At 67.1% G+C, this 24,070-nt stretch carries 19 protein-coding genes; 9 read left to right on the forward strand and 10 right to left on the reverse strand.

What is annotated here, in order from left to right:
- Positions 1–69 precede the first annotated feature (69 nt).
- Both infA and AAFF32_RS13865 read left to right on the forward strand, forming a co-directional pair.
- On the forward strand, positions 70–288 hold the full coding sequence (gene infA / locus AAFF32_RS13860) for a translation initiation factor IF-1 (protein ID WP_031372296.1): 219 nt from the start codon (positions 70–72) through the stop codon (positions 286–288).
- Positions 289–436: 148 nt separating this feature from the next.
- A complete protein-coding gene (locus AAFF32_RS13865; RefSeq protein ID WP_216966497.1) occupies positions 437–1,768 on the forward strand; it encodes an aminotransferase class V-fold PLP-dependent enzyme in 1,332 nt (443 codons plus the stop codon).
- Positions 1,769–1,837: 69 nt separating this feature from the next.
- Here AAFF32_RS13865 and clpA read toward each other — a convergent pair whose 3' ends face one another.
- Together clpA and clpS are read right to left on the reverse strand one after the other, a co-directional pair.
- Positions 1,838–4,120: an ATP-dependent Clp protease ATP-binding subunit ClpA gene (gene clpA, locus AAFF32_RS13870; RefSeq protein ID WP_342315512.1), complete on the reverse strand. Its 2,283-nt coding sequence runs from the start codon at positions 4,118–4,120 to the stop codon at positions 1,838–1,840.
- 125 nt (positions 4,121–4,245) lie between these two features.
- Positions 4,246–4,566, reverse strand: coding sequence for an ATP-dependent Clp protease adapter ClpS (gene clpS / locus AAFF32_RS13875; protein WP_115841517.1), 321 nt, complete (start codon positions 4,564–4,566; stop codon positions 4,246–4,248).
- A 99-nt stretch (positions 4,567–4,665) separates the two neighbouring features.
- Here clpS and AAFF32_RS13880 point away from each other — a divergent pair, with 99 nt between their 5' ends.
- The 4 genes from AAFF32_RS13880 to hflD are packed head-to-tail and all read left to right on the forward strand — an operon-like array spanning position 4,666 to position 7,380.
- The gene (locus AAFF32_RS13880; RefSeq protein WP_254201115.1) at positions 4,666–5,166 is read left to right on the forward strand and encodes a YbjN domain-containing protein; all 501 of its coding nucleotides are present in this window, start codon (positions 4,666–4,668) and stop codon (positions 5,164–5,166) included.
- Positions 5,166–5,645, forward strand: a complete 480-nt coding sequence (locus AAFF32_RS13885; protein ID WP_216966501.1) for an NUDIX hydrolase — start codon at positions 5,166–5,168, stop codon at positions 5,643–5,645. Before AAFF32_RS13880 ends, AAFF32_RS13885 begins: the two co-directional genes overlap by 1 nt.
- Positions 5,642–6,763, forward strand: a complete 1,122-nt coding sequence (mnmA, locus tag AAFF32_RS13890; protein WP_342315513.1) for a tRNA 2-thiouridine(34) synthase MnmA — start codon at positions 5,642–5,644, stop codon at positions 6,761–6,763. Before AAFF32_RS13885 ends, mnmA begins: the two co-directional genes overlap by 4 nt.
- Before the next feature lie 14 nt (positions 6,764–6,777).
- Positions 6,778–7,380: a high frequency lysogenization protein HflD gene (gene hflD / locus AAFF32_RS13895; protein ID WP_216966505.1), complete on the forward strand. Its 603-nt coding sequence runs from the start codon at positions 6,778–6,780 to the stop codon at positions 7,378–7,380.
- A 323-nt stretch (positions 7,381–7,703) separates the two neighbouring features.
- Here hflD and acnB read toward each other — a convergent pair whose 3' ends face one another.
- Genes acnB through AAFF32_RS13910 form a run of 3 tightly spaced genes read right to left on the reverse strand, consistent with a single transcriptional unit; the run spans position 7,704 to position 11,034 of the window.
- On the reverse strand, positions 7,704–10,289 hold the full coding sequence (gene acnB, locus AAFF32_RS13900; RefSeq protein WP_342315514.1) for a bifunctional aconitate hydratase 2/2-methylisocitrate dehydratase: 2,586 nt from the start codon (positions 10,287–10,289) through the stop codon (positions 7,704–7,706).
- A gap of 42 nt (positions 10,290–10,331) precedes the next feature.
- Positions 10,332–10,784, reverse strand: coding sequence for a type II toxin-antitoxin system VapC family toxin (locus tag AAFF32_RS13905; RefSeq protein ID WP_216966509.1), 453 nt, complete (start codon positions 10,782–10,784; stop codon positions 10,332–10,334).
- A gap of 4 nt (positions 10,785–10,788) precedes the next feature.
- A complete protein-coding gene (locus AAFF32_RS13910) occupies positions 10,789–11,034 on the reverse strand; it encodes an AbrB/MazE/SpoVT family DNA-binding domain-containing protein (RefSeq protein WP_216966511.1) in 246 nt (81 codons plus the stop codon).
- A gap of 215 nt (positions 11,035–11,249) precedes the next feature.
- Here AAFF32_RS13910 and acnA point away from each other — a divergent pair, with 215 nt between their 5' ends.
- Positions 11,250–14,015: an aconitate hydratase AcnA gene (acnA, locus tag AAFF32_RS13915; RefSeq protein ID WP_342315515.1), complete on the forward strand. Its 2,766-nt coding sequence runs from the start codon at positions 11,250–11,252 to the stop codon at positions 14,013–14,015.
- A gap of 292 nt (positions 14,016–14,307) precedes the next feature.
- Here acnA and AAFF32_RS13920 read toward each other — a convergent pair whose 3' ends face one another.
- Complete coding sequence (locus AAFF32_RS13920) at positions 14,308–14,763, reverse strand: nuclear transport factor 2 family protein (protein WP_216966515.1); 456 nt, start codon at positions 14,761–14,763, stop codon at positions 14,308–14,310.
- A gap of 184 nt (positions 14,764–14,947) precedes the next feature.
- Between AAFF32_RS13920 and AAFF32_RS13925 the strand changes: the two genes are divergently transcribed.
- Together AAFF32_RS13925 and AAFF32_RS13930 are read left to right on the forward strand one after the other, a co-directional pair.
- The gene (locus AAFF32_RS13925; protein WP_216966714.1) at positions 14,948–16,627 is read left to right on the forward strand and encodes a long-chain fatty acid--CoA ligase; all 1,680 of its coding nucleotides are present in this window, start codon (positions 14,948–14,950) and stop codon (positions 16,625–16,627) included.
- Positions 16,628–16,790: 163 nt separating this feature from the next.
- Complete coding sequence (locus AAFF32_RS13930) at positions 16,791–17,666, forward strand: crotonase/enoyl-CoA hydratase family protein (RefSeq protein WP_342315516.1); 876 nt, start codon at positions 16,791–16,793, stop codon at positions 17,664–17,666.
- Between the two features lie 83 nt (positions 17,667–17,749).
- Here the strand turns inward: AAFF32_RS13930 and AAFF32_RS13935 are convergent, their stop codons facing one another.
- From AAFF32_RS13935 to prfB, 4 genes are all read right to left on the reverse strand, one after another.
- On the reverse strand, positions 17,750–19,924 hold the full coding sequence (locus tag AAFF32_RS13935; RefSeq protein ID WP_342315517.1) for a response regulator: 2,175 nt from the start codon (positions 19,922–19,924) through the stop codon (positions 17,750–17,752).
- A gap of 6 nt (positions 19,925–19,930) precedes the next feature.
- A complete protein-coding gene (locus tag AAFF32_RS13940; RefSeq protein WP_206860708.1) occupies positions 19,931–20,989 on the reverse strand; it encodes a two-component system response regulator in 1,059 nt (352 codons plus the stop codon).
- Between the two features lie 264 nt (positions 20,990–21,253).
- The gene (gene lysS / locus AAFF32_RS13945) at positions 21,254–22,774 is read right to left on the reverse strand and encodes a lysine--tRNA ligase (RefSeq protein WP_216966521.1); all 1,521 of its coding nucleotides are present in this window, start codon (positions 22,772–22,774) and stop codon (positions 21,254–21,256) included.
- A 126-nt stretch (positions 22,775–22,900) separates the two neighbouring features.
- Positions 22,901–24,029, reverse strand: a protein-coding gene (gene prfB, locus AAFF32_RS13950; protein ID WP_342315518.1) for a peptide chain release factor 2 whose coding sequence is annotated in 2 segments (ribosomal slippage) — positions 22,901–23,953 and positions 23,955–24,029 — 1,128 coding nt in all. Because the reading frame shifts where the segments join, the coding sequence is not laid out codon by codon here.
- Positions 24,030–24,070 lie beyond the last annotated feature (41 nt).

A 24,070-nucleotide genomic window follows, 5' to 3' on the forward strand; every position in this document is an offset into this window, starting at 1 on the left:
AAAATGCGGGGCTTCGTTGACCGTTCCCGATCCCGGGGCGGCACCACGACCCCACACTCCAGGAACCACATGGCAAAAGATGACGTGATCGAATTCGAGGGCACGGTGGCGGAAACCCTTCCGAACACCATGTTCCGGGTGCGCCTCGAAAACGGGCACGAGATCATTGCCCACATCTCCGGTCGCATGCGCAAGAACTACATCCGCATTCTGACCGGCGACAAGGTGAAGGTCGAAATGACCCCGTACGACCTGACCAAGGGTCGTATCACTTACCGCATGAAGTGATTCCCGGCGAATCCACTTCATAAAATTGCGGTAACTGTTTGACTGGAAAGCGGCCCATGGCCGCTTTCTTCGTTTCCGGGTGACCGTGCCGCCCGACATCCCGCGTTGTTCCCCAGAACCGGCCACCGGCCGCTTTCGGGACACCGCCATGCCCAGCCGTCGAGCGTTCCTCGCAGCACAGGGCGCGCTGTTCGCCGCCGCCGCGGCGCCCACGGGACTGCTTGCCGCCCTGGTCGCCGACACGCCGCCGTTGCCGCGGCTGGACGACTGGGAGTCGGTACGCGGCCTCTTCCGCCTCGATCCGGCCTACCTGCACTTTTCCGGCTTCTTCATCGCCTCGCACCCGGAGCCGGTGCGCCAGGCCATCGAAACCTTCCGACGCACCCTGGATGCGAACCCGCTGCTCACGGTCGAGCACGGCATGTTCGGGACCGATGAGCAGAACCTGGAGCGCGTCGTGCGCGAGGCCGCAGCGCCCTACCTCGGAGGACGTGCGGACGACATCGCGCTGACCGGCAGCACCACGATGGGACTCGCGCTGGTCTATCACGGCCTGCAACTCAAGCCGGGCGACGAGATCCTGACCACCGTGCACGATCACGTCGTCCACCACGAGTCGATCCGCCTGTCTGCGCTGCGCAATGGCGCGACGGTCCGGAAGATCCGCCTGTTCGAGCGATCCGAAGACGCGACCGTCGAGGGCATGGTCGCCGCGGTTCGCGAAGGCATCGGCCCGAAGACGCGCGTGCTCGGCATCACATGGGTGCAATCCAGCACCGGCCTGCGCGCGCCGGTGCGCGAGATCGCCGACGCCGTCGCCGCGATCAACGCCAAGCGCAGCGAGGAGCAGCGCGTGCGGATCGTGCTGGATGGCGTGCACGGATTCGGCTGCGTCGACGTGGCTGCGGCCGAACTGGGCGTCGATTACTTCTGCGCCGGCACGCACAAATGGATCCTCGGCCCGCGCGGGACCGGCCTGGTGTGGGCATCGGCGGAGAACTGGGCGCGGCTGCGGCCGACGATCCCGTCCTTCTCGGACTTCGAACTCTACGAAGCCTGGATGGAAGACCGTCCCGTGCGCGGACCGAATGTCGCCGCGCGTGTCACGCCGGGCGGATTCCACGCCTACGAACACCACTGGGGACTGGCGAGCGCGTTCGCGCTCCAGCAGCAGCTGGGGCGGCCGCGAGTAGCGGGCCGCATCGCCGAACTCAACGGTCGCATCAAGGACGGGCTGGCCGGCATTCCGGGCCTGACGTTGCATACGCCAAGGGACCCGGCGTTGTCGGCCGGAATCTGCTGTTTCGAACTCAAGGGGAAGACGCCGGAGCAGATCGTCGCGGCGATGGTTGCCCGCAAGGTCCTCGCCAGCAGCAGTCCGTACGCGGTGAGTTATGCGCGCCTGGCGGGCGGCCTGATGAACACACCCGACCAGGTCGATCAGGCGTTGGCGGCACTGCGCGAAGTCGCAAAGTCCTGACAGCGGGGGCCTGACAGCAAAACGCCGGACCGCTCGATGCGGCCCGGCGCTTTGTCGTGCTTCGAACGATCACACCGTCGCCGGCAACAGCTTCTCCGGCTCGGCCTGAGCCGTGACGACCAGTTCGTCGTCCTTGACGTCGATGGTGACCTTGCCGCCGTTGACCAGCTTTCCGAAGAGCAACTCGTCGGCCAACGGACGCTTGATCTTCTCCTGGATCACGCGCGCCATCGGGCGGGCGCCCATCAGCGGGTCGAAGCCGTGCTGGGCCAGCCAGTCGCGGGCGGTCGGCGTGGCCGACAGCGCCACGTCCTTCTCGTGCAGCTGGGTTTCCAGCTCGATCAGGAACTTGTCCACCACGCGCAGGATGTGGTCGAAGCCCAGCGCCTGGAACTGCACCACCGCGTCCAGGCGGTTGCGGAACTCCGGCGTGAAGCCGCGGCGGATCGCCTCCATCGCGTCGGTGGAATGGTCCTGCTTGGTGAAGCCGATCGAACGACGCGAGGCCTGCGCGGCGCCGGCGTTCGTGGTCATCACCAGGATCACGTTCTTGAAGTTCGCCTCGCGGCCGTTGGTGTCGGTGAGCACGCCACGGTCCATGACCTGCAGCAGAATGTTGAAGATGTCCGGATGGGCCTTCTCGACCTCGTCCAGCAGCAGCACGCAGTGCGGCGTCTTGACGATCTTCTCCGTCAGCAGGCCGCCCTGGTCGAAGCCGACGTAGCCCGGGGGCGCGCCGATCAGGCGGCTGACCGAGTGCGGCTCCATGTACTCGGACATGTCGAAGCGGACCAGCTCGATGCCCAGCTGCAGCGCGAGCTGCTTGGTCACCTCGGTCTTGCCCACGCCGGTGGGACCTGCGAACAGGAAGTTGCCGATCGGCTTGTCCGGATTGCCCAGGCCCGAGCGGGCGAGCTTGATCGCCGAAGTCAGGGTCTCGATGGCCGGATCCTGGCCGAAGATCACCATCTTCAGGTTGCGCTCGAGGTTCTTGAGCACGTCCTTGTCCGACGCGCTGACCTGCTTGGTCGGGATGCGCGCCATCTTGGCGACGATGGTTTCGATTTCTTCCACGTCGATCAGGCTCTTGCGCAGGCCTTCGGCCAGCAAGCGCTGGCGCGCGCCGGCCTCGTCGATGACGTCGATGGCCTTGTCGGGCAGCAGGCGGTCGCCGATGTGCTTGACCGACAGGTCCACCGCGGCCTGCAGCGCCTCGTCGGCGTAGGTCACACCGTGGTGCGCCTCGTACTTGGGCTTGAGGCCCTGCAGGATTTCATAGGCCTCGCCCACCGTCGGCTCGACGATGTCGATCTTCTGGAAGCGACGGGCCAGCGCGCGGTCCTTCTCGAAGATGCCGCGGTATTCCTGGAACGTGGTCGAGCCGATGCAACGCAGCTCGCCCGACGCCAGCGCCGGCTTGATCAGGTTGCTCGCATCCATGGTGCCGCCGCTGGCGGAGCCGGCGCCGATGATGGTGTGGATCTCGTCGATGAAGAGCACGGCCTCGGGCAGCTTCTTGAGCTGGGTGAGGACGGCCTTCAGGCGCTTCTCGAAGTCGCCACGGTACTTTGTGCCGGCGACCAGCGCGCCCAGGTCGAGCGCGTAGATCGTGGCGTCGGCCAGCACGTCCGGCACGTCGCCGTCGACGATGCGCTTGGCCAGGCCTTCGGCGATGGCGGTCTTGCCCACGCCGGCCTCGCCGACGTAGAGCGGGTTGTTCTTGCGGCGGCGGCACAGCACCTGGATGGTGCGTTCCACCTCGTCGGCACGGCCGACCAGCGGGTCGATCTTGCCTTCGCGCGCGAGCAGGTTGAGGTTGACGGCGAACTCCGCCAGTGCGTCGCCCTTGCCCTCGCCCTCGCCGCCTTCACCGGAATGCGATTCGCCGTCTTCCTGCGAACGCGACGGCTCCTCGCCGCCCTGCTTGGCGATGCCGTGCGAGATGTAATTGACGACGTCCAGGCGCGCCACGTCCTGCTGGTTGAGGAAGTAGACGGCGTGGCTGTCCTTCTCGCCGAAGATCGCCACCAGCACGTTGGCGCCGGTGACCTCCTTCTTGCCGCTGGACTGGACGTGGTAGACCGCGCGCTGGAGGACGCGCTGGAAACCCAGCGTGGGCTGGGTGTCGCGGTCGACGTCCTCGGGCAGCACCGACACCGAGGTGGCGATGGCCTGTTCCAGGTCGGTGCGCAGGCGCGGGAAGTCGACTCCGCAGGCCTTGAGCACGCTTTCGGCCGAGGGGTTGTCGAGCAGCGCCAGCAGCAGGTGTTCGACCGTCATGTACTCATGGCGCGCCTCGCGGGCACGCTTGTAGCACTGGCCGATGCTGTATTCGAGATCCTTGCTGAACATGGTGGCGTAAGCCTCCGGAAGCTACTGCCGTCCTAGATGGGGACGGGCATGGGGAATTCCATGCTCGCAAGGCCCGGGAACCGGAGGGTCCCCCCTTATCGCTCAGGACGTACTGAGCGGAAGTTTTAGGCCTTCTCCATGGTGCACAGCAAGGGATGTTGGTTGAGTCTTGAAAATTCGTTCACCTGCGCCACCTTCGATTCTGCAACCTCGCGGGTGAAAACGCCGCACACGCCGCGGCCGCGGGTGTGCACGTGGAGCATGATCTGGGTGGCCTTTTCGGCGTTCATGGCGAAAAAGCGCATCAGCACCTCCACCACGAAGTCCATCGGCGTGTAGTCGTCGTTCAGCAGAAGGACGGAATACAGCGGCGGACGGGCGATTTCCGGCTTTCCGGTCTCCACCAGGACGCCGTGCTGGTGCTCATGTTCGGTCTGTTTGGCCATGGGCGGATTATAGGGTGCCCGCCCAGGCGGTCGTGGACGCCCGTGCCTGCCGGCCGGCACAATGGACTCTTACGTACGTCACACATCTCAGGAAGGTTCATGCGTCTTCACGTACTCGCCATCGCCCTGCTGTCGTGGTCGATCTCGATGCCGACGGTTGCCGCCGACAAGGCCTCCACGAGTGCAACGGAGCGTTCTGCCGATCCCGCCGTCGCCAAGCAGCTCAAGGGCCTGGATTACCAGTACGAGGTCGACGACGACGGCGACTACAAGCTCACCTTCGACCTGGACAACGACCGCTCGCAGCTGGCGTTCGTGATCTCCACGGTGGAGAGCTTCGGCGACACGAAGATCCGTGAGGTCTGGGCGCCGGCGTACCGCGCGCCGGAAGGCCGCTTCCCGGTCGAGGTCGCCAACCGTCTGCTGGAGGACAGCCAGTCCAGCAAGCTCGGCGGCTGGGTCAAGCAGGGCGACATGGCGGTGTTCGTGGTCAAGCTGGCGGCCGATGCGACCGCGAAACAGCTCGACGACGCGCTCGACTTCGTCCTGCGCACCGCCGACCAGATGGAACTGGAACTCACCGGCAAGGACGAGTTCTGATGAGCTACCGTCAGGGTCGCTTCTGGCAGCCTGACGTCACCGTCGCCACGGTGGTGGTGGACGCCGGGCGCCTGTTGCTGGTGGAGGAGTCCGTGGGCGGAAAGCTCGTCCTCAACCAGCCGGCGGGCCACCTGGAGCCCGACGAGACCCTGATCGAAGCCGCTTTGCGCGAGACGCGCGAGGAAACCGGCTGGGACGTGCGCCTGACGGCGTTCGTGGGTGCCTACCAGTGGAAGGCGCCGCTCAACCCCGATGGCAGCGGCGGTCGTCACTACCTGCGCTTCGCCTTCGCCGCCGAGCCCGTCTCGCACGACCCGGCCCGCCCGCTCGATGAAGGCATCGTGCGCGCCCTGTGGATGACGCCCAGTGAGCTGGAAGCCGCCAGTGCGCGTCATCGCAGCCCGCTCGTCTGGCGGGTGGCCGCCGACTTCCTCGGCGGCCGTCGCCATCCCCTGGAACTCACCCAGCACCTGGCATGAGCACCGCGGCGCGCACCATCGTCGGCATGTCCGGAGGCGTCGATTCCTCCGTGGCCGCGTTGCGCCTGCGCGACGAGGGCGAGCCGATCGCCGGCTTGTTCATGCAGAACTGGGCCGACGATGGTAGCGGCGACTGCCGCGCCGAAGACGACCGCCGCGACGCGGTGGCCGTCAGCGGGCGCCTGGGCGTGCCGATCCATTTCCGCGATTTCTCCGGCGAGTATTGGGCCGGCGTCTTCGAACATTTCCTGGCTGAGTACGCCGCCGGCCGCACGCCCAATCCGGACGTGCTGTGCAACCGCGAGATCAAGTTCAAGTATTTCCTCGACGCAGCGCGCGCGCTGGGCGCGGAGTTCATCGCGACGGGTCACTACGCCCGGGTCGAGGAACGCGACGGCCGCCAACTGCTGCTGCGCGCGGTGGATCGCAGCAAGGACCAGAGCTATTTCCTGCACCAGCTCGGGCAAGCCCAACTGGCGGCGACGAAGTTCCCGCTGGGCGGGCTGCTCAAGCGCGATGTGCGGCAGATGGCGCTCGACGCCGGCCTGCCCACCGCGGCGAAGAAGGACTCCACCGGCATCTGCTTCATCGGGGAACGCGATTTCCGCGAGTTCCTCGGCCGCTACCTGCCCGCGCGCGAGGGCGAGATGCGCACGCCCGACGGCCGCGTGATCGGCCGCCATCCCGGCGTGTTCTATTTCACCCTCGGCCAGCGCGAAGGGCTGAACATCGGCGGCGTGCGCGGTTTCGAGGCGGCGCCGTGGTACGTGGTCGGCAAGGACGTGACGGAGAACGTGCTGTACGTCGACCAGGGCGCCGACAGCCCGTGGCTGCATTCGCAGGCGTTGTGGTCGGAAGCGGCGCACTGGATCGCGGGCAGCGCGCCCGCGTCACGCTTCGAATGCTCCGCGCAGACCCGCTACCGCCAGGCCGACGAGGCCTGCGAGGTCGAAGTACGCGACGACGGCACGCTGGCGGTGCGCTTCGCCCGTCCGCAGCGCGCGGTCACGCCGGGGCAATCCCTGGTGCTTTACGACGGCGAGGTCTGCCTGGGCGGCGCGGTGATCGCCGCCACGGACGCGCCCCTGGAAGAACGATTGAAGGCCCGAGCCGCATGACCCAGAACACGTCGATGTCCACGCGCGTCCTCGCCCTTGCCGGCCTCGTGCAGGCCCTGGCGCAGGTGCGGCGCGTCGCGGACACCGGACAGGCGAACGCCGCCATCCTCGCCACCGCCATGGATTCGGTGTTCCGGATCGATGCGCCCTCGCCCGCCGCGGTCTACGGCGACCTCGAGGCGCTGCGCCCGGGGCTCACGCTGTTGCGCGACTACTTCGGCAGCTCCCAGCGCGACGAGCAGCTGCCGCGCCTGGTGCTGGCGGTGATGCAGCTGGAACGCCGCTTCGTGCGCGACGACGACATGGGCCGGCGTGTCCAGGCGGGCATTCGCGCGCAAGCCGGCAATGCCGAGCGAATGGGCGCCACGCACCCGGACGTCATGGCCGCGCTGGGCGCGCTGTATGCCGAAACCCTGAGCCACCTGCGCCCGCGCGTGCTGGTGCAGGGCAACCCGCACTACCTCGGGCAGGCGACGGTGGTGTCGGAAGTGCGCGCGATCCTGCTGGCGGCCGTGCGCTCGGCCGTGCTGTGGCGCCAGTGCGGCGGCAGCCTCTGGGACTTCCTGCTGCGCCGGCGCGCACTGCTCGAGGCCGTGCGCGACCACCTGGAAGGCTGAGCCGCCGTTCGGCGACGCTCGTCAGCCCGAGATCGAGCCGAACCCCAGTGCCCACCACACCGCGGCCACCAGCGCCGCGGCGATCGTCCAGCGCATCGCCTGCTCCACCCGGTCGGACCGGGCCGGCTTGTCGGTTCTCATGTCGCATTCCCCCTGCGTGCCGCGAATGAGATAACGGCGCGCCCCACAAGTCCTTGACTGTTGTCACGCACCGCGCGTGTGCGATCGGCCATGTGCGGGGACAGCGACGAGGCGCACAAAAAACCCCGGCGGTTGCCGGGGTTTTTTGCATCGCAACGGGGCGATCGACTACGACTCGACGATCAGGCCGCGACCGTCTCCGCCACCTGGCGGTAGTCCTCGATCTGGTCGAAGTTCATGTAGCGGTAGATCTCCGCGCCCTTGGCGTTGATCACGCCGATGTCGGCCATGTATTCCTCGCGGGTCGGGATGCGGCCCAGGCGCGAGCAGATGGCGGCCAGCTCGGCCGAACCCAGGTACACGTTGGTGTTGCGGCCCAGGCGGTTCGGGAAGTTGCGGGTGGATGTGGAGAACACCGTCGCGCCCTCGCGCGCCTGCGCCTGGTTGCCCATGCACAGCGAGCAGCCCGGCATTTCCATGCGCGCGCCGGCCGTGCCGAAGGTGCCGTAGTGGCCTTCCTTGGTCAGCTCGGACGCGTCCATCTTGGTCGGCGGCGCGACCCACAGGCGGGTCGGGATGTCGCGCTTGCCTTCCAGCAGCTTCGCGGCGGCGCGGAAGTGACCGATGTTGGTCATGCACGAACCGATGAAGACCTCGTCGATCTTCGCGCCGGCGACGTCGGACAGCGTCTTCACGTCGTCCGGGTCGTTCGGGCAGGCCAGGATCGGCTCGACGATTTCGTTGAGGTCGATCTCGATGACCGCCGCGTACTCGGCGTCGGCATCGCCTTCCAGCAGCTGCGGGTTGGCCAGCCAGGCTTCCATGGCCTTGATGCGGCGCGCCAGCGAACGCGGGTCGGCATAACCCTCGGCGATCATCCACTTCAGCAGCGTGATGTTGCTGGTGATGTATTCGATGATGGGCGCCTTGTCCAAATGGACCGTGCAGCCGGCGGCGGAGCGTTCGGCCGAGGCGTCGGACAGTTCGAACGCCTGCTCGACCTTCAGGTGCGGGAGGCCTTCGATCTCCAGGATGCGGCCGGAGAAGATGTTCTTCTTGCCCTGCTTGGCGACCGTCAGCAGACCCTGCTTGATGGCGGCCAGCGGGATCGCGTTGACCAGGTCGCGCAGCGTGACGCCCGGCTGCATCTCACCCTTGAAGCGCACCAGCACCGATTCCGGCATGTCCAGCGGCATCACGCCGGTGGCCGCGGCGAACGCGACCAGGCCCGAACCGGCCGGGAACGAGATGCCCACCGGGAAACGCGTGTGCGAGTCGCCGCCGGTGCCGACGGTGTCGGGCAGCAGCATGCGGTTGAGCCAGCTGTGGATCACGCCGTCGCCCGGGCGCAGCGCGATGCCGCCACGGTTGCTGATGAACGCCGGCAGCTCGTGGTGCGTCTTCACGTCCACGGGCTTCGGGTACGCGGCGGTGTGGCAGAACGACTGCATCACCAGGTCAGCCGAGAAGCCCAGGCAGGCCAGGTCCTTCAGCTCGTCGCGGGTCATCGGGCCGGTGGTGTCCTGCGACCCCACCGACGTCATCTTCGGCTCGCAGTACGTGCCCGGGCGGACGCCCTTGCCTTCCGGCAGGCCGCAGGCGCGACCGACCATCTTCTGCGCCAGCGAATACCCCTTGCCGGTGTCGGCCGGGTTCTGCGGCAGGCGGAACAGCGTCGAAGCCGGCAGGCCCAGCGCTTCGCGCGCCTTGGCCGTGAGGCCGCGACCGACGATCAGCGGGATGCGGCCGCCGGCGCGGACTTCGTCGAACAGCACGTCGGACTTCACCGAGAACTCGGCGATCACTTCTCCGTTCTTCAGCGCCTTGCCGTCGTACGGACGCAGCTCGACCACGTCGCCCATGTTCATCTGCGACACGTCGAGTTCGATCGGCAGCGCGCCGGCGTCTTCCATCGTGTTGTAGAAGATCGGCGCGATCTTCGAACCCAGGCACACGCCGCCGAAGCGCTTGTTCGGGATGAACGGAATGTCCTCGCCGGTGAACCACAGCACCGAGTTGGTGGCGGACTTGCGGCTGGAACCGGTGCCGACCACGTCGCCGACGTAGGCGACCAGGTGACCCTTGCTCTTCAGCGATTCGATGAAGGCGACCGGGCCGCGCTTGCCGTCTTCTTCCGGTTCGGTGCCGTCGCGCTTGTTCTTCAGCATCGCCAGCGCGTGCAGCGGGATGTCCGGACGCGTGGTGGCGTCGGGCGCGGGCGACAGGTCGTCGGTGTTGGTTTCGCCGGTCACCTTGAAGACGGTGATCGTCATCGACTCCGGCACTTCCGGACGGCTGGTGAACCACTCCGCGTCGGCCCAGCTCTGCAGCACGGACTTGGCGTTCGCGTTGCCCTTCTCGGCCTTTTCCTGCACGTCGTGGAAAGCGTCGAACATCAGCAGCGTGTGCTTGAGCGCATTCGCCGCGACGGTGCCGACTTCGGCGTCGTCCAGCAGCTCCACCAGCGGGTGGATGTTGTAACCGCCGAGCATCGTGCCCAGCAGCTCGGTGGCGCGGGCGCGGGTGATCAGCGCGTTCTTCTCGGTGCCGAAGGCGACAGCCGCGAGGTACGAGGCCTTCACCTTGGCAGCGTCATCGACGCCGGCCGGAACGCGGTTCGTGATCAGGTCGAGCAGGAAGCTTTCCTCGCCCGCCGGCGGAGCTTTCAGCAGTTCGATGACATCGGCGGTCTGCTGCGCGGTCAGCGGCAGCGGCGGGATACCCAGCGCGGCGCGCTCGGCAACGTGGTGGCGGTAGGCTTCCAACATGGTTCTCTCCAGGAAAAACTCAGGCTCTTTGACTTGGTTCGTTCAAGCGACCGTCTTGGGCACGATGATCTTCAGGCCCTTGAAGTAGTCGCGGAAAAACCCGGCATCGCGGGTGATCAGGCCGGCGCACTGCAGCAGCGCGTGGGCCCCGACGATGAAGTCCGGTACGGTGCGCGGGGACATCTGGCCGGCCTGCCCCGTCGCGCGGCGGCGCTGGTTGAAGCGGCGCTGCATTTCGCCGGCGCGAATCGCCGAACGGCGCTCCACGGGCAGGTAACGCATCCCCATCTCCTCGACCACGTCCATGATGTCGGTGCCGTGCCCCAGGCCGGCGGTGATCTCGCTGACGACCACGTCGCACAGCACGACGGGGCCCTGCGCCAATGCATCGCGGACGCACTGCTCCGCCGCATCGGCCATGCCAGCGTCCTCGCCGAGCAGGTCGATCAGCACGGACGTATCGATGGCGATGGTGTTGCCGGCCGGCGCGGTCATGGCGTCAGACGTCCACCGGATCGCCCGGGGCGCGGCCGCGCAACTCGCGCATGATGTCGTCGGTGGTCACGCCTTCGGGCAGCTTGAAGCGGCCGCGCGCACGCGAAATGGCGTCGTCGACGTTCTTGCGCAGGATGATGCGCCCGCCCTCCAGCTCCACCTTGAGGAGGGTGCCCTTGGTCAGGCCCAGCGCGTCGCGGACGGCCTTGGGCAGGGTGATCTGACCTCGTTCGGCAACGATGGCTTCCACGGGGACCTCCTCGGCACCGACGGATTCGGTATGCACGAATTGTACATACCTGGCGCCACATACTCAATTGCGCATGGTTCTGCAAGCGCCAGGACGCGGGACCTCTTCAGGATGTAGACCATCGTCCGGTCGGCGGATTAACGCGAGCAGCGGATAATCGACCGGTCCCCGAGCCAGACTCGCCATTCAGCCAAGGACCGCCAGGAGCTTCCCCCATGTCCCATGACTCCTTCTCCACCCGCCGCCAGCTCGCCGTGGGCGGACGCAACCTCACCTATTTCAGCCTCCCGGCGCTGGGCGAACGCTTCGATATCGGCCGCCTGCCCTACTCCATGAAGATCCTGCTGGAGAACCTGTTGCGCCATGAGGACGGCGGCGTGACGGTCGGCAAGGAGCACATCGAAGCCGTGGCGAAGTGGGATGCCAAGGCCGAGCCCGACACCGAAATCGCCTTCATGCCCGCGCGCGTGGTCCTGCAGGACTTCACCGGCGTGCCCTGCGTGGTCGATCTGGCGGCGATGCGCGACGCGGTGACCAAGCTCGGCGGCAGCCCGAGCCAGATCAACCCGCTGATTCCGTCGGAGCTGGTGATCGACCATTCCGTGCAGGTGGATGTGTTCGGCACCGCCGACGCGCTGGACCTCAACGGCAAGATCGAGTTCCAGCGCAACATGGAGCGCTACAGCTTCCTGCGCTGGGGCCAGAAGGCGTTCGACAACTTCAAGGTCGTGCCGCCCAACACCGGCATCGTCCACCAGGTGAACCTGGAGAACCTGGCGCGCGTCGTCGTCGAGCGCGAAGTGGACGGCGAGCAGCTCGCCTTCCCCGACACCGTGTTCGGCACCGACAGCCACACCACGATGATCAACGGCATCGGCGTGCTGGGCTGGGGCGTGGGCGGCATCGAGGCCGAGGCGGCGATGCTCGGCCAGCCCTCGTCGATGCTGATTCCGCAGGTGGTGGGCTTCAAGCTCACCGGCGCGCTGCCGGAAGGCACGACCGCCACGGACCTCGTCCTCACCGTCACGCAGATGCTGCGCAAGCTGGGCGTGGTGGGCAAGTTCGTCGAGTTCTTCGGCGACGGCCTGCAGCACCTGCCGCTGGCCGATCGCGCGACCATCGCCAACATGGCGCCCGAATACGGCGCGACCTGCGGCATCTTCCCGATCGACGCCGAATCGCTGACCTACCTGCGCCTGTCGGGCCGCAGCGAGCCGCACATCGCGCTGGTGGAGGCCTACGCGAAGGCGCAGGGCCTGTGGCACGAGCCGGGCGCGCCGGAAGCGCACTACTCCACCACGCTGGAACTGGACCTGGGCGACGTGAAGCCCTCCCTCGCCGGCCCCAAGCGTCCGCAAGACCGCGTGCTGCTGGTCGACGTGAAGCAGAACTACCGCGACAACCTGGGCCCGCTCACCGTCGGCCGCGACAAGCGTTCGCCCGACGTCGCCAACTTCGTCGCCGAAGGCGGCGGCGCGGCGGTCGGCAACGAATCGCTGCACAAGGGCATCTCCGACATCACGATCAACCAGCAGAACGTGCGGCTGAAGGATGGCGCGGTGGTGATCGCGGCGATCACCTCGTGCACCAACACGTCGAACCCGGCGGTGATGCTCGGCGCCGGCCTGCTCGCACGCAACGCGGCGAAGCTGGGGCTGAAGGCCAAGCCGTGGGTGAAGACCTCGCTCGGGCCGGGCTCGCTGGTGGTCACCGATTACCTGCGCAAGGCCGGAGTGCTGGACGACCTAGAAGCGCTCGGCTTCTTCGTCGTGGGCTACGGCTGCACGACGTGCATCGGCAACTCCGGCCCGCTGCCCACGGAAGTCAGCGCCGGCATCGCCACGGGCGATCTGGTCGTCGCCTCCGTGCTGTCGGGCAATCGCAACTTCGAAGGCCGCGTGCATCCCGAAGTGAAGATGAACTACCTCGCTTCGCCGCCGCTGGTGGTGGCCTACGCGATCGCCGGCACGGTGGACATCGACCTCAGCCGCGAGCCGCTGGGCAAGGGCACGAACGGCCAGGACGTGTTCCTGCGCGATGTGTGGCCGACCAACAAGGAAATCGGCGATGTCATCGCCGCGACCGTCGGGCCGGAGCTGTTCGCGCAGAACTACGCGGACGTGTTCAAGGGCGACACGCGCTGGAACGCGATCGCATCGCCGGAAGGCGAGTCGTTCGCGTGGGACGCGTCGTCGACGTACATCAAGAACCCGCCCTACTTCGACGGCATGGGCATGCAGGTCGGTTCGATCGACGACATCTTCGGCGCGCGCGTGCTGGGCCTGTTCGGCGATTCGATCACCACCGACCACATCTCGCCGGCCGGCAACATCAAGAAGGATTCGCCGGCGGGCCGGTTCCTCATCGAGCGCGGCGTGCAGCCGGCGGATTTCAACAGCTACGGCAGCCGTCGCGGCAACGACGACGTGATGGTGCGCGGCACCTTCGCCAACATCCGCATCAAGAACCTGATGTTCGGTGGCGAGGAAGGCGGCAACACGCTGTACTTCGGCAAGGACGGCGCAGCGCCCGAGAAGCTGTCGATCTACGACGCCGCAATGAAGTACAAGGCCGACGGCGTGCCGCTGGTGGTGCTGGCGGGCAAGGAATACGGCACCGGTTCCTCGCGCGACTGGGCGGCCAAGGGCACCAACCTGCTGGGCGTGAAGGCCGTGGTCGCCGAGAGTTTCGAGCGCATCCACCGCTCCAACCTGGTCGGCATGGGCGTGCTGCCGTTGCTGTTCAACGACGGCGAGAACGCGCAGACGCTGGGGCTGGACGGCTCGGAAACCTTCAGCGTGACGGGTTTGAAGGACGGCGAGTCCAAGCGCGCCACGGTGACCGCGACGCGCAAGGACGGCAGCACGGTGTCGTTCGAAGTAAAGGTGATGCTGCTGACGCCCAAGGAAGTGGAGTACTTCCGCCACGGCGGCATCCTGCATTACGTGCTGCGGCAGCTGGCCGCCCGCAAGGCGCTCTGACGCGGGAGCGGCGCAAGCCCGCAACGCTCAAGCCCCTCTCCCGCCGGGAGAGGGGTTGGGGTGAAGGGCAACGAAGAGGCAGCGGTGAACCGCCGTTGCCGCGCGGCGCCGCTCTGTTGTTTCGCGCCATCCGCACGCCCAGGTCGAAATGGATTCCAGCTTTCGCTGGGATGACGGGACGCGAACGGAACGCGCGACAGCCTGGGGCCCGGCCTTCGCCGGGATGACCGGATGTACAGGTCGCCGGCATGACCGGAACGGAGCCGCGCCCGCGCAGGACCTTCGCGACGCGTTACAGCTTCGCGTCCCACTCCGCGCTGGTCATCCGCCACTCCCCGTCCACCTCGCGCCAGCCCGTGCGCACGTCGTACAGCCGGGCGGCCTCGGGGAGCAGTTGGCCCGACCCGCCGGTCAGCGCTACGTTGAAGCTCGCGGTCGCGTGGCCGGGCTGCAGTTCGATCGACACCGGGCCGATGTTGGCTCCCACCGCGCCGTACCGCAGGAACATCAGCTGCGCCATGCGGCGCGCGCCGTCGCGGTCCAACGCGCCCGGACCGACGAAATCCTCCGCCAGCACGTCGTCCAACGCCGCGGCGTCCTTCTTTTCGATGGCCGTATGCAGTTCCGCGAGCGTGCCGCGCAGGCGCTCCTCCGGCGGTGTGCGGCCGCAGGCGGCCAGCAACAGCACCAGTCCCGGCACCCACCACAGCGCCATCGCGGCGCGCACCCAGCCCCTTGCCTTCCCCATTCCGATGTCCCCTTGCCACGCGTGAGCGCGTACATCCTGCCACGGGGTCGGCGCGCGGCGACGCGCCTTGCCAGCCCTCTGGAGCCTATGCTCCAATCGGGCAAACACCGTACGGTGGAGCATCCATGAAATGCGACCGACGGATCTGGAAGGCTGCTTCAACAGCGATGGAGAGGGGATCGCGATGAGTTTCGAACGTCCGTGGCTGGCGCAGTACCCCGAACGGGTTCCGGCGCAGATCGATGTGGATGAATTTCCATCCGTCGTCGCCGTGCTGGAAAGTGCCATCGAGAACTACCGCGACCGCCCCGCGTTCGCCAATCTCGGCAAGACCTACACCTATGCCGAGATTGACCAGCTCAGCGCCCAGTTCGCGGCGTACCTGCTAGGCGAGCTGAAGCTCAAGAAGGGCGATCGCGTCGCGATCATGATGCCCAACTGCCTGCAGTACCCCATCGCGACCTTCGGCGTGCTGCGCGCCGGCCTGACGGTGGTCAACACCAACCCGATGTACACCGCGCGCGAGCTGCGCCACCAGCTGGTGGACTCGGGCGCGAGCGTGATCTTCGTGCTCGACAACTTCGCGCACACCGTGCAGGAAGTGATCGCCGACACGCAGATCAAGCAGGTCGTCACCACCGGCCTGGGCGACATGCTCGGCTTCCCGAAGGGCTCGATCGTCAACTTCGTGCTGAAGTACGTGAAGAAGATGGTGCCCGACTACGACCTGCCGGGCGCGATCCGCTTCCGCGACGCGCTGGCGCTGGGTCAGCGCCACGCGCTGCCCGAGATCGACATCGAGCCGTCCGACATCGCCTTCCTGCAGTACACCGGCGGCACCACGGGCGTGGCCAAGGGCGCGATGCTCACCCATCGCAACATGGTCGCCAACATGCAGCAGGCGGCCGCGTGGGTCGGCACGAACGTGCGGATGGGTGAGGAGATCATCATCACCGCGCTGCCGCTGTACCACATCTTCGCGCTCACGGCGAACGGCCTGGTCTTCATGAAGTTCGGCGGCCTGAACTACATGATCACCAACCCGCGCGACATGAAGGGCTTCGTCAAGGAGCTCAAGGGCGTCAAGTTCACGGCCATCACCGGCGTCAACACGCTCTTCAACGGCCTGCTCAACACGCCTGGCTTCAGCGAGATCGACTTCTCCAGCCTGCACCTCACCCTGGGCGGCGGCATGGCCGTGCAGCGTTCGGTCGCCGAGCGTTGGAAGCAGGTCACCGGCACGACGCTGGTGGAAGCCTACGGCCTCACGGAATCCGCGCCGGCGGCATGCATCAACCCGATGGATCTGGCCGACTACAACGGCGCCATCGGCCTGCCGATCTCCTCCACCGACGCCTGCGTCAAGGACGAAGCCGGCAACATGCTGCCGCAGGGCGAAGTGGGCGAACTGTGCCTGCGCGGCCCGCAGATCATGAAGGGCTACTGGAAGCGTCCGGAGGAAACCGCCGCGGCCATCGACCCCGACGGCTGGCTGCACACCGGCGACATGGCGCGCATGGACGAGAAGGGCTTCTTCTACATCGTCGACCGCAAGAAGGACATGATCCTGGTGTCGGGCTTCAACGTGTATCCCAACGAAGTCGAAGACGTCATCGCGATGATGCCGGGCGTACTGGAAGTGGCTGCCGTCGGTGTGCCGGACGAGAAGTCCGGCGAGGCGGTCAAGGTCGTCATCGTCAAGAAGGATCCGACGCTGACCGCCGAGCAGGTCAAGGCCCATGCCCGCGAGCACCTGACCGGTTACAAGCATCCGCGCTACGTCGAGTTCCGCACGGAACTGCCCAAGACCAACGTCGGCAAGATCCTGCGCCGCGAACTGCGGGACGCTCCGGCGCCTCACTGAACGCCGCCTGCCCGTTTGTCGGACGTTTCATGAAAGCCCCTCCCCTGCGGTGGGGCTTTCTCTTATGGACAGATCGTGCGGTGTAGGATCGGCCGGTGGGCAACACCCCCTGCCGCTCGCTGCCCACTCCCTGCCTGCGGGCGGCTATGCCGAGGACCGCAACATGAGCATGATCGAGAAGCTGCACCGCACGCGCGCCTACCCGACCCTGCGCGTCGAATCCGACCCCGCAGGCGACACGCACTGGATGTACATGCATAACGACCATGCCCAGGGCGCGCGTCCGTGCTTCCGCACGGAACTCATGGACGATATGTGGAGCTTCCTCAACTCGATCACGCTGCGCGAGAACCAGCGCCAGAGCGGTCGCCTGCGCCACGTCGTGCTCGCCTCGAACGCACCGCACGCCTTCAACCTGGGCGGCGACCTGCAATTGTTCTCGCAACTGATCCGCGCCAACGACCGCGAGCACCTGCTGGCCTATGCCCGCCGCTGCGTCGAGGGCGTGCACCACTTCCACACCGGCCTGGGCGGCGACGTTCGTACGGTCGCACTGATCCAGGGCGATGCGCTGGGCGGCGGTCTGGAGCTCGCGCTGTCGTGCCACACCATCGTCGCCGAGGCAGACTGCGAGATGGGACTGCCCGAAGTGCTGTTCGGCCTGTTCCCGGGCATGGGCGCGTATTCCTTCCTGTGCAAGCGCGTGTCGCCGCAGTTGGCCGAACGGCTGATCCTGGAAGGCTCGATCCTGCCCAGCCAGGAATGGCACCGCATGGGCGTGGTCGACATCCTGGTGCCGAAGGGCGAAGGCGAGGCCGCGGTGAACGACGTGATCCGCCGCCAGCAGCGAGCTCCGCATGCGCACCTGGCGATGAACGCCGTGCGCGGGATCGGCCAGCCGGTCGGCTACGACGAACTGATGGGCATCACCGAAGTGTGGGTGGACACGGCGCTGGCGCTCGGCGACAAGGCACTTCGCACCATGGAGCGCATCGTGCGCGCGCAGGAGCGTCGTTCGGGCACGGAAGCGGCCGCCTGACGGGCGGCCACGGGGGACGGCAGTACCGACGTCGCAGTCGGTCGTAAAACAGGGGACGATCGGGCCGCGATCCGGCCCGAGGATCAGGGAGAGCGCTCGCCTTCGCCGCGCGCGCCACGCTGTCTATCACGCGTTTCCAGCGCCGCCCTGCCCTGCGCAAGCCGCTCGCGCAGACGGGCCAGGTTCGCCGACCAGTCGCGCGCAAGCTGCCAGTCGGGCAGCCGCATCAGCTCACCGCTGATGGCCGCCAGCTTGATCAGGCCAAGGTTGCTGGCCACGCCCTTGAGCGCGTGAGCCTGGTCGCGCATGCGCTCCCAGTCGGCACGCTGCGCGCAGACTTCGATCTGCTGCAGGCACTTGTCGGCATCGACCAGGCATTGCGCGATGAACTCGCGCTCGAAGCCCGCGCCCATGCCGAGCGCACCCAGCTCGTCGAGCACGGACGGATCGAAGTGGCTGTCGCCCGCGAGCGTCGCCTCGGCGCGCGGCGGCGCGACGATGGTGGCCGCGACGCGCTGATTGGCAGCGATGTCCGCCAGCGTGTCGAGCAGTCGCGTGGTCGACACCGGCTTGGACAGGAACGCGCGCGCGCCGGCCTGCTCGCAGGCCTGGATCGATTCGGTGGTGACATCCGCGCTGAGGATCAGCACCGGTGTGCGGCGACCGCTGCCGGCCTCCATCACGCGCAGCTGGCGCAGCAGGTCCAGGCCGCTGACGTCGGGCATGTGCAGATCGGTGATGACCGCGTCGTAGTCCGATGTCGCCAGTGCATTGAGCACTTCCTCGCCGCCCTCGACACAGACCACCCGGTGCCCCGCCTTCTGCAGAAGACGCTGCAAGACCATGCGGTTGGCGATGTGGTCGTCGGCGACGATGATCGAAAGACTGCGCACCCGCGCGCGGTGGCGCAGGAACGGGTCGGAGAACGCGATGACGTTGGGCGCCGTCTCCGATTGCGCGGAGGCGAACGAAACCGTGTCCTCCTCCGCCAATGGCGCGGCCTCGGCGCGCTCGAACGGCAACTCCACCCAGAAGCAGCTGCCGGGCTCCACCGGTTCGAAACCGATGCTGCCGCCCATTCCTTCCGCCAGGCCCTTGGCGATGGTCGTGCCCAAGCCCGTGCCGCCGTAGCGGCGCGCCAGGCTGACGTCGCCCTGCTCGAACGGCTTGAACAGCCGTTGACGCATGGCCGCGGGCACGCCGATGCCGGTGTCGGTCACGGTGAAGCGCAGGCGCACGCGTTCGGCGCCCGGGTCGACCACGCTCACCTCGACCCGCACCGAGCCCTGGTCGGTGAACTTCACCGCGTTGCCGGCGAGGTTGATCAGGATCTGGCGGACATGGCCGATGTCGCCGCGCAGGAACTCGGGCACGTCGCGGGCGATGGCGACCTCGTACTGCAACTGCTTGGCGCGCGCCTGCGGCTGCAGGATCAGGCTGATGCTGTCCATCAGCTCGCACGGGGTGAAATCCACGCGGTCCAGCTTGAGCTTGCCGGCCTCGATCGCCGAGATGTCGAGCACGTCTTCGACCAACGAAAGCAGGCTGCGCGTGGAGGCCTGGATCGTGCTGAGGCATTCGCGCTGCTCGCTGTCGAGCCGGGTCGTCGCCAACAGCTCGGACATGCCCGCCAGGCCGTTGAGCGGTGTGCGGAACTCGTGGCTCATGTTGGCCAGGAAGCGGCTCTTCGCTTCGTTCGCGCGGCGGGCTTCGTCCGTCGCCGTCGTCAGCGCGCGCAGCAGGCCCGACAGGTACAGCGGGATCGCCACCAGTCCCAGCAGCAGGCCGACCGCGAGCACGCGGTTGTGCAGCCAGTAGTCGTTGAACGTGACCACCGCGCCGAAGCTGGCGAACGACATCGCCACGGCGCCATACAGATAGCCGTTGCCGAAGCGCAGGCCGTTGCCGACCGTGACCCACATCAGAATCACGTAGACCCACGCCAGCGGCTCGCCGATGTGGATCATCGCCGCGGCCATCAGGCCGTAGTCGGAGATCATGCCGATGATGCGGCGCAGGTGCGATTTGCCCGGCCGCCAGAGGATCCATGCGATGAGGAACGCACCGACCGCGAAGCCGGTCTCCACCATCTTCAGGACGTTGACGTACTCCTTCGACGGCAGCGCGCCGGTGGCGCCGCGCACGAGCATGTAGACCAGCACCACCGACAGAACGGCAAGGCGCACGAAGGCTTGACCGTGTTCACTGTCGGGGCGTCGCGAAAGCTCCTTTTTCAGATTGCTCAAGACGCTCAACATCACGGCTCACTCCAGGCCGGGGCGCGCGGATACCGTCGAGAACCGGTTGCAGATGTCCTCCAGCCGCTCGCGGCTGCGGATCAGCGCGTCGACGCAGCGCGGGTCGAACAGACGACCGCGCTGCGCATACAGGTAACCCAGCGCTGCATCCACGTCCCATGCCTTCTTGTAGGGACGGGGTGAGATCAGCGCATCGAATACGTCGGCAACCGCGACGATCCTTGCTTCCAACGGGATTTCCTCGCCCCGCAGGCCATCGGGATAGCCGCTGCCGTCGTAACGCTCGTGGTGGCGCAGCGCGATCAGTGCGCCGGCCTGAATGAAACGGTTCTGGCTGCCGCTGAGCAGTTCGTAGCCGATGCGCGGATGACGGCGCATCACCGCGGTCTCGTCCTCCGACAGCGGACCGGCCTTCATCAGCACCGCGTCGGGAATGGCGATCTTGCCGATGTCGTGCAGCGGCGCGGCCATCTCGATGACGCGCACCTCGTCCTCGAACATGCCCAGTTGCTCGGCGATCAGCCCGGCGACGTGCGCCATGCGTTCCAGGTAGGCACTGGTGCCGGCGTCGCGGTACTCGATGGCGCGGGCGAGGCGCGAAAGCGTTTCGCGCTCGCGCTCCTCCACTTCATGCATGCTCGACAGCAGGCGCTGCTCCAGCGACAGCGCGCGTTGCTTCACGTTCTCCGACTGCTGGCGCAGCTGCAGCAGGTTGCGGCAGCGGGCGCGCAGTTCACGCGGACGGACGGGTTTGACGAGGAAGTCGATGACGCCGGCTTCCAGCGCGGCCTGGCGGATCGGCTCGTCGCCGACCACCGTCACCAGGATGATCGGGATGTCGCGGTGCAGCGGCAGGCGGCGGAAACGGCGGGCGAACTCGAGTCCGTCGAGCGCGGGCATGCGGTAGTCGAGCAGGAGCAGGTCGGGCTGATTGGATTCGCACCAGCCCAGCGCCGCCTCGGGATCGCCGAAGTCGGAAACATGCAGCTCGGACGATATGTCCTCGATGATGTGGCGCAGCATCGTGCGCGCGGAGGTTTGGTCATCGACGATGACGACGTTCACATCATGATTCCGTAAGTGCCGCCACCCCCTGTGGTGGCCATTGAGGGCAGCATACCCCGGCCCGGCGGCAGCCGCAGCCGGGAACCTCCCGGCCTGATGTAGGAATCGGCCGAACGTCGCGTGGTCTTTAGCCGCCCTTCATTGGGCAAAGGCCCCGGTAGCCCGGGTGAGCGCAGCGCACCCGGGGCTTTCGACGTACGTGCCACCACGGCCTTCGACCCGGTGCGGCTTCGCCTTACCCGGGCTACAGCGGGGTGTCGGTCGTCAGCCGGCTTCCGGGCGCATGTACGGGAAGAGCAGGACATCGCGGATCGAGGCTGAACCGGTCATCAGCATCACCAGGCGATCGATGCCGATGCCCAGGCCGCCGGTGGGCGGCAGGCCGACTTCCAGTGCCCGGATGTAGTCGGCATCGAAGTGCATGGCCTCGTCGTCGCCGCCCTCCTTGGCCGCGACCTGGGAGCGGAAGCGCTCGGCCTGGTCTTCGGGGTCGTTCAGCTCGGAAAAGCCGTTGGCCAGCTCCTTGCCGTTGACGAACAGTTCGAAGCGGTCGGTGATGCCCTTCTCCGCATCGCTCTCGCGCGCCAGCGGCGAGACTTCGACCGGGTAGTGCGTGATGAAGGTCGGCTGCACCAGCTGGTGCTCGGCGGTCTTCTCGAAGATTTCCAGCAGCAGCTTACCCCAACCGTAGCCGGCCTTCACGGGCACCTTCAGGCGCTCGCAGTGACGCACCAGCGCGGCGCGGTCGGTGCAGTCGGCCGCCGTGATCTCCGGGTTGTAGTGGCGCACCGCTTCGTCCAGGCGCCAGCGGCGGAAGGCCGGGCCCAGGTCGATGTCGGCGCCGTCCCAGTGCATCTGCGTGGTGCCCAGCACTTCGAGCGCGACGTCGCGGATCACGCCTTCGGTCAGGTCCATGATCTCGTTGTACGTGGCGTAGGCCTCGTACAGCTCGAGCATGGTGAATTCCGGGTTGTGGCGGGTCGAGACGCCTTCGTTGCGGAAGTTGCGGTTGATCTCGTACACGCGCTCCAGGCCGCCGACGACCAGGCGCTTGAGGTACAGCTCCGGCGCCACGCGCAGGAACAGTTCCAGGTCCAGCGCGTTGTGGTGCGTCACGAACGGCTTGGCCGCGGCGCCGCCGGGGATGTAATGCATCATCGGCGTTTCCACTTCCAGGAAGCGGCGGGCGTCGAGCCAGGCCCGCATGGCGCGGATGATCTTGCTGCGCTTGACGAAGACATCGCGCGCCTCGGGCGTCACGATCAGGTCGACGTAGCGCTGGCGGTAACGCTGTTCGACGTCGGCCAATCCGTGGAACTTGTCCGGCAGCGGGCGCAGTGACTTGGTCAGCAGGCGCAGGACGTCGGCCTTGACCGACAGCTCGCCGGTCTTCGTGCGCGTCAGCGCGCCTTCGGCGCCGACGATGTCGCCCACGTCCCAGCCCTTGAAGGCTTCGTAGACATCGCCCAGCACGTTGGACTGCAGGAACAGCTGGATGCGGCCGGACTCGTCCTGGATCTGCACGAAGCTGGCCTTGCCCATCACGCGCTTGAGCAGGATGCGGCCGGCAATCGCCACGCGCTGGCCCTTGGCCTCCAGGGCCTCGGCGGTCCAGGTTTCGGCATCGGCGAACTGCGCCTGCAGATCGCCGGCGTAGTCGGCACGGCGGAAGTCGTTCGGGAACGCGATGCCCTCCCCGCGCAGCGCCGTGAGTTTGGCGCGACGCTCGGCGATCAGGAAGTTCTCGTCGGCGGGCGTCTGCGGGGCGGGCGTCTGGTCGGTCATCGGTTCGGTCGGGCTGGAGTGGGATGTGGCGTTCGCGCGGCGCTGGAAGCCAGGGCGCGGGGAGCCAGTGTGTTTCGTGGGCGGGGCAAAATCAAAACGGCGGCGGCCGGCGGGCCGCCGCGGGGGTTACACGGCGTCGGCGCGTTTGGATCCGACTTCCAGGCCGGACTTCAGGCTGGCCTCGACGAACTCGTCCAGGTCGCCGTCCAGCACCTTCTGCGTGTCGCTGCGTTCGATGCCGGTACGCAGATCCTTGATGCGGCTCTGGTCCAGCACGTAGTTGCGGATCTGGCTGCCCCAACCGATGTCGGACTTGGTGGCTTCCACCGCATCGCGCTCGGCGTTGCGCTTCTGGATTTCCAGCTCGTACAACTTCGCCGCGAGCATCTTCATGGCGCGGTCGCGGTTGGCGTGCTGGCTGCGTTCGGTCTGGCACGCCACGACAATGCCGGACGGCACGTGCGTGATGCGCACCGCCGACTCGGTCTTGTTGACGTGCTGGCCGCCCGCGCCGGAGGAGCGGTAGACGTCGGTCTTCAGGTCGGCCGGATTGATCTCGATGTCGATCTTGTCGTCGACTTCCGGCGACACGAACACCGACGTGAAGCTGGTATGCCGGCGGTTGTCCGAATCGAACGGCGACTTGCGCACCAGGCGGTGCACGCCGGTCTCGGTCTTGAGCCAGCCGTAGGCGAAATCGCCTTCCACGCGGATGGTCGCCGACTTGATGCCGGCCACGTCGCCGCCGCTGACTTCCATCAGTTCGGCCTTCCAGCCTCGCGATTCGGCCCAGCGCAGGTACATGCGCAGGAGGATTTCCGCCCAGTCCTGCGCTTCGGTGCCGCCGGCGCCGGCCTGGATGTCGACGAAGGCGTTGGCCGAATCCATCTTGCCGGAGAACATGCGCTGGAACTCGAGCTTCTCGACGTCCTTCGCGTAGCGATCGACGTCGTCCACCACGGCCAGCGCGGTGCCTTCGTCGTTCTCCATTTCGGCCAGTTCCAGCAGTTCGCCGGCGCCGACCAGGCCGTCGGTGAGGGTGCGGATGCCGACGACGACCTTCTCGAGCGAAGAGCGCTCGCGGCCCAGCGATTGGGCGCGCTCCGCGTCGTTCCAGACGTCGGGGCTTTCCAGTTCGCGGTTTACTTCTTCGAGACGTTCGACTTTGGCGTCGTAGTCAAAGATACCCCCTGAGCGCATCCAGCCGGCCCGTGAGGTCGGCGATGCGCTGGCGGACGGGATTGAGCTCGATCATGTCCGGTGCGAGATTGGATCAAAGGAACCGGCGATTCTAAC

It is taken from the genome of Lysobacter sp. FW306-1B-D06B (genome assembly GCF_038446665.1).
Classification (GTDB): domain Bacteria; phylum Pseudomonadota; class Gammaproteobacteria; order Xanthomonadales; family Xanthomonadaceae; genus Lysobacter_J.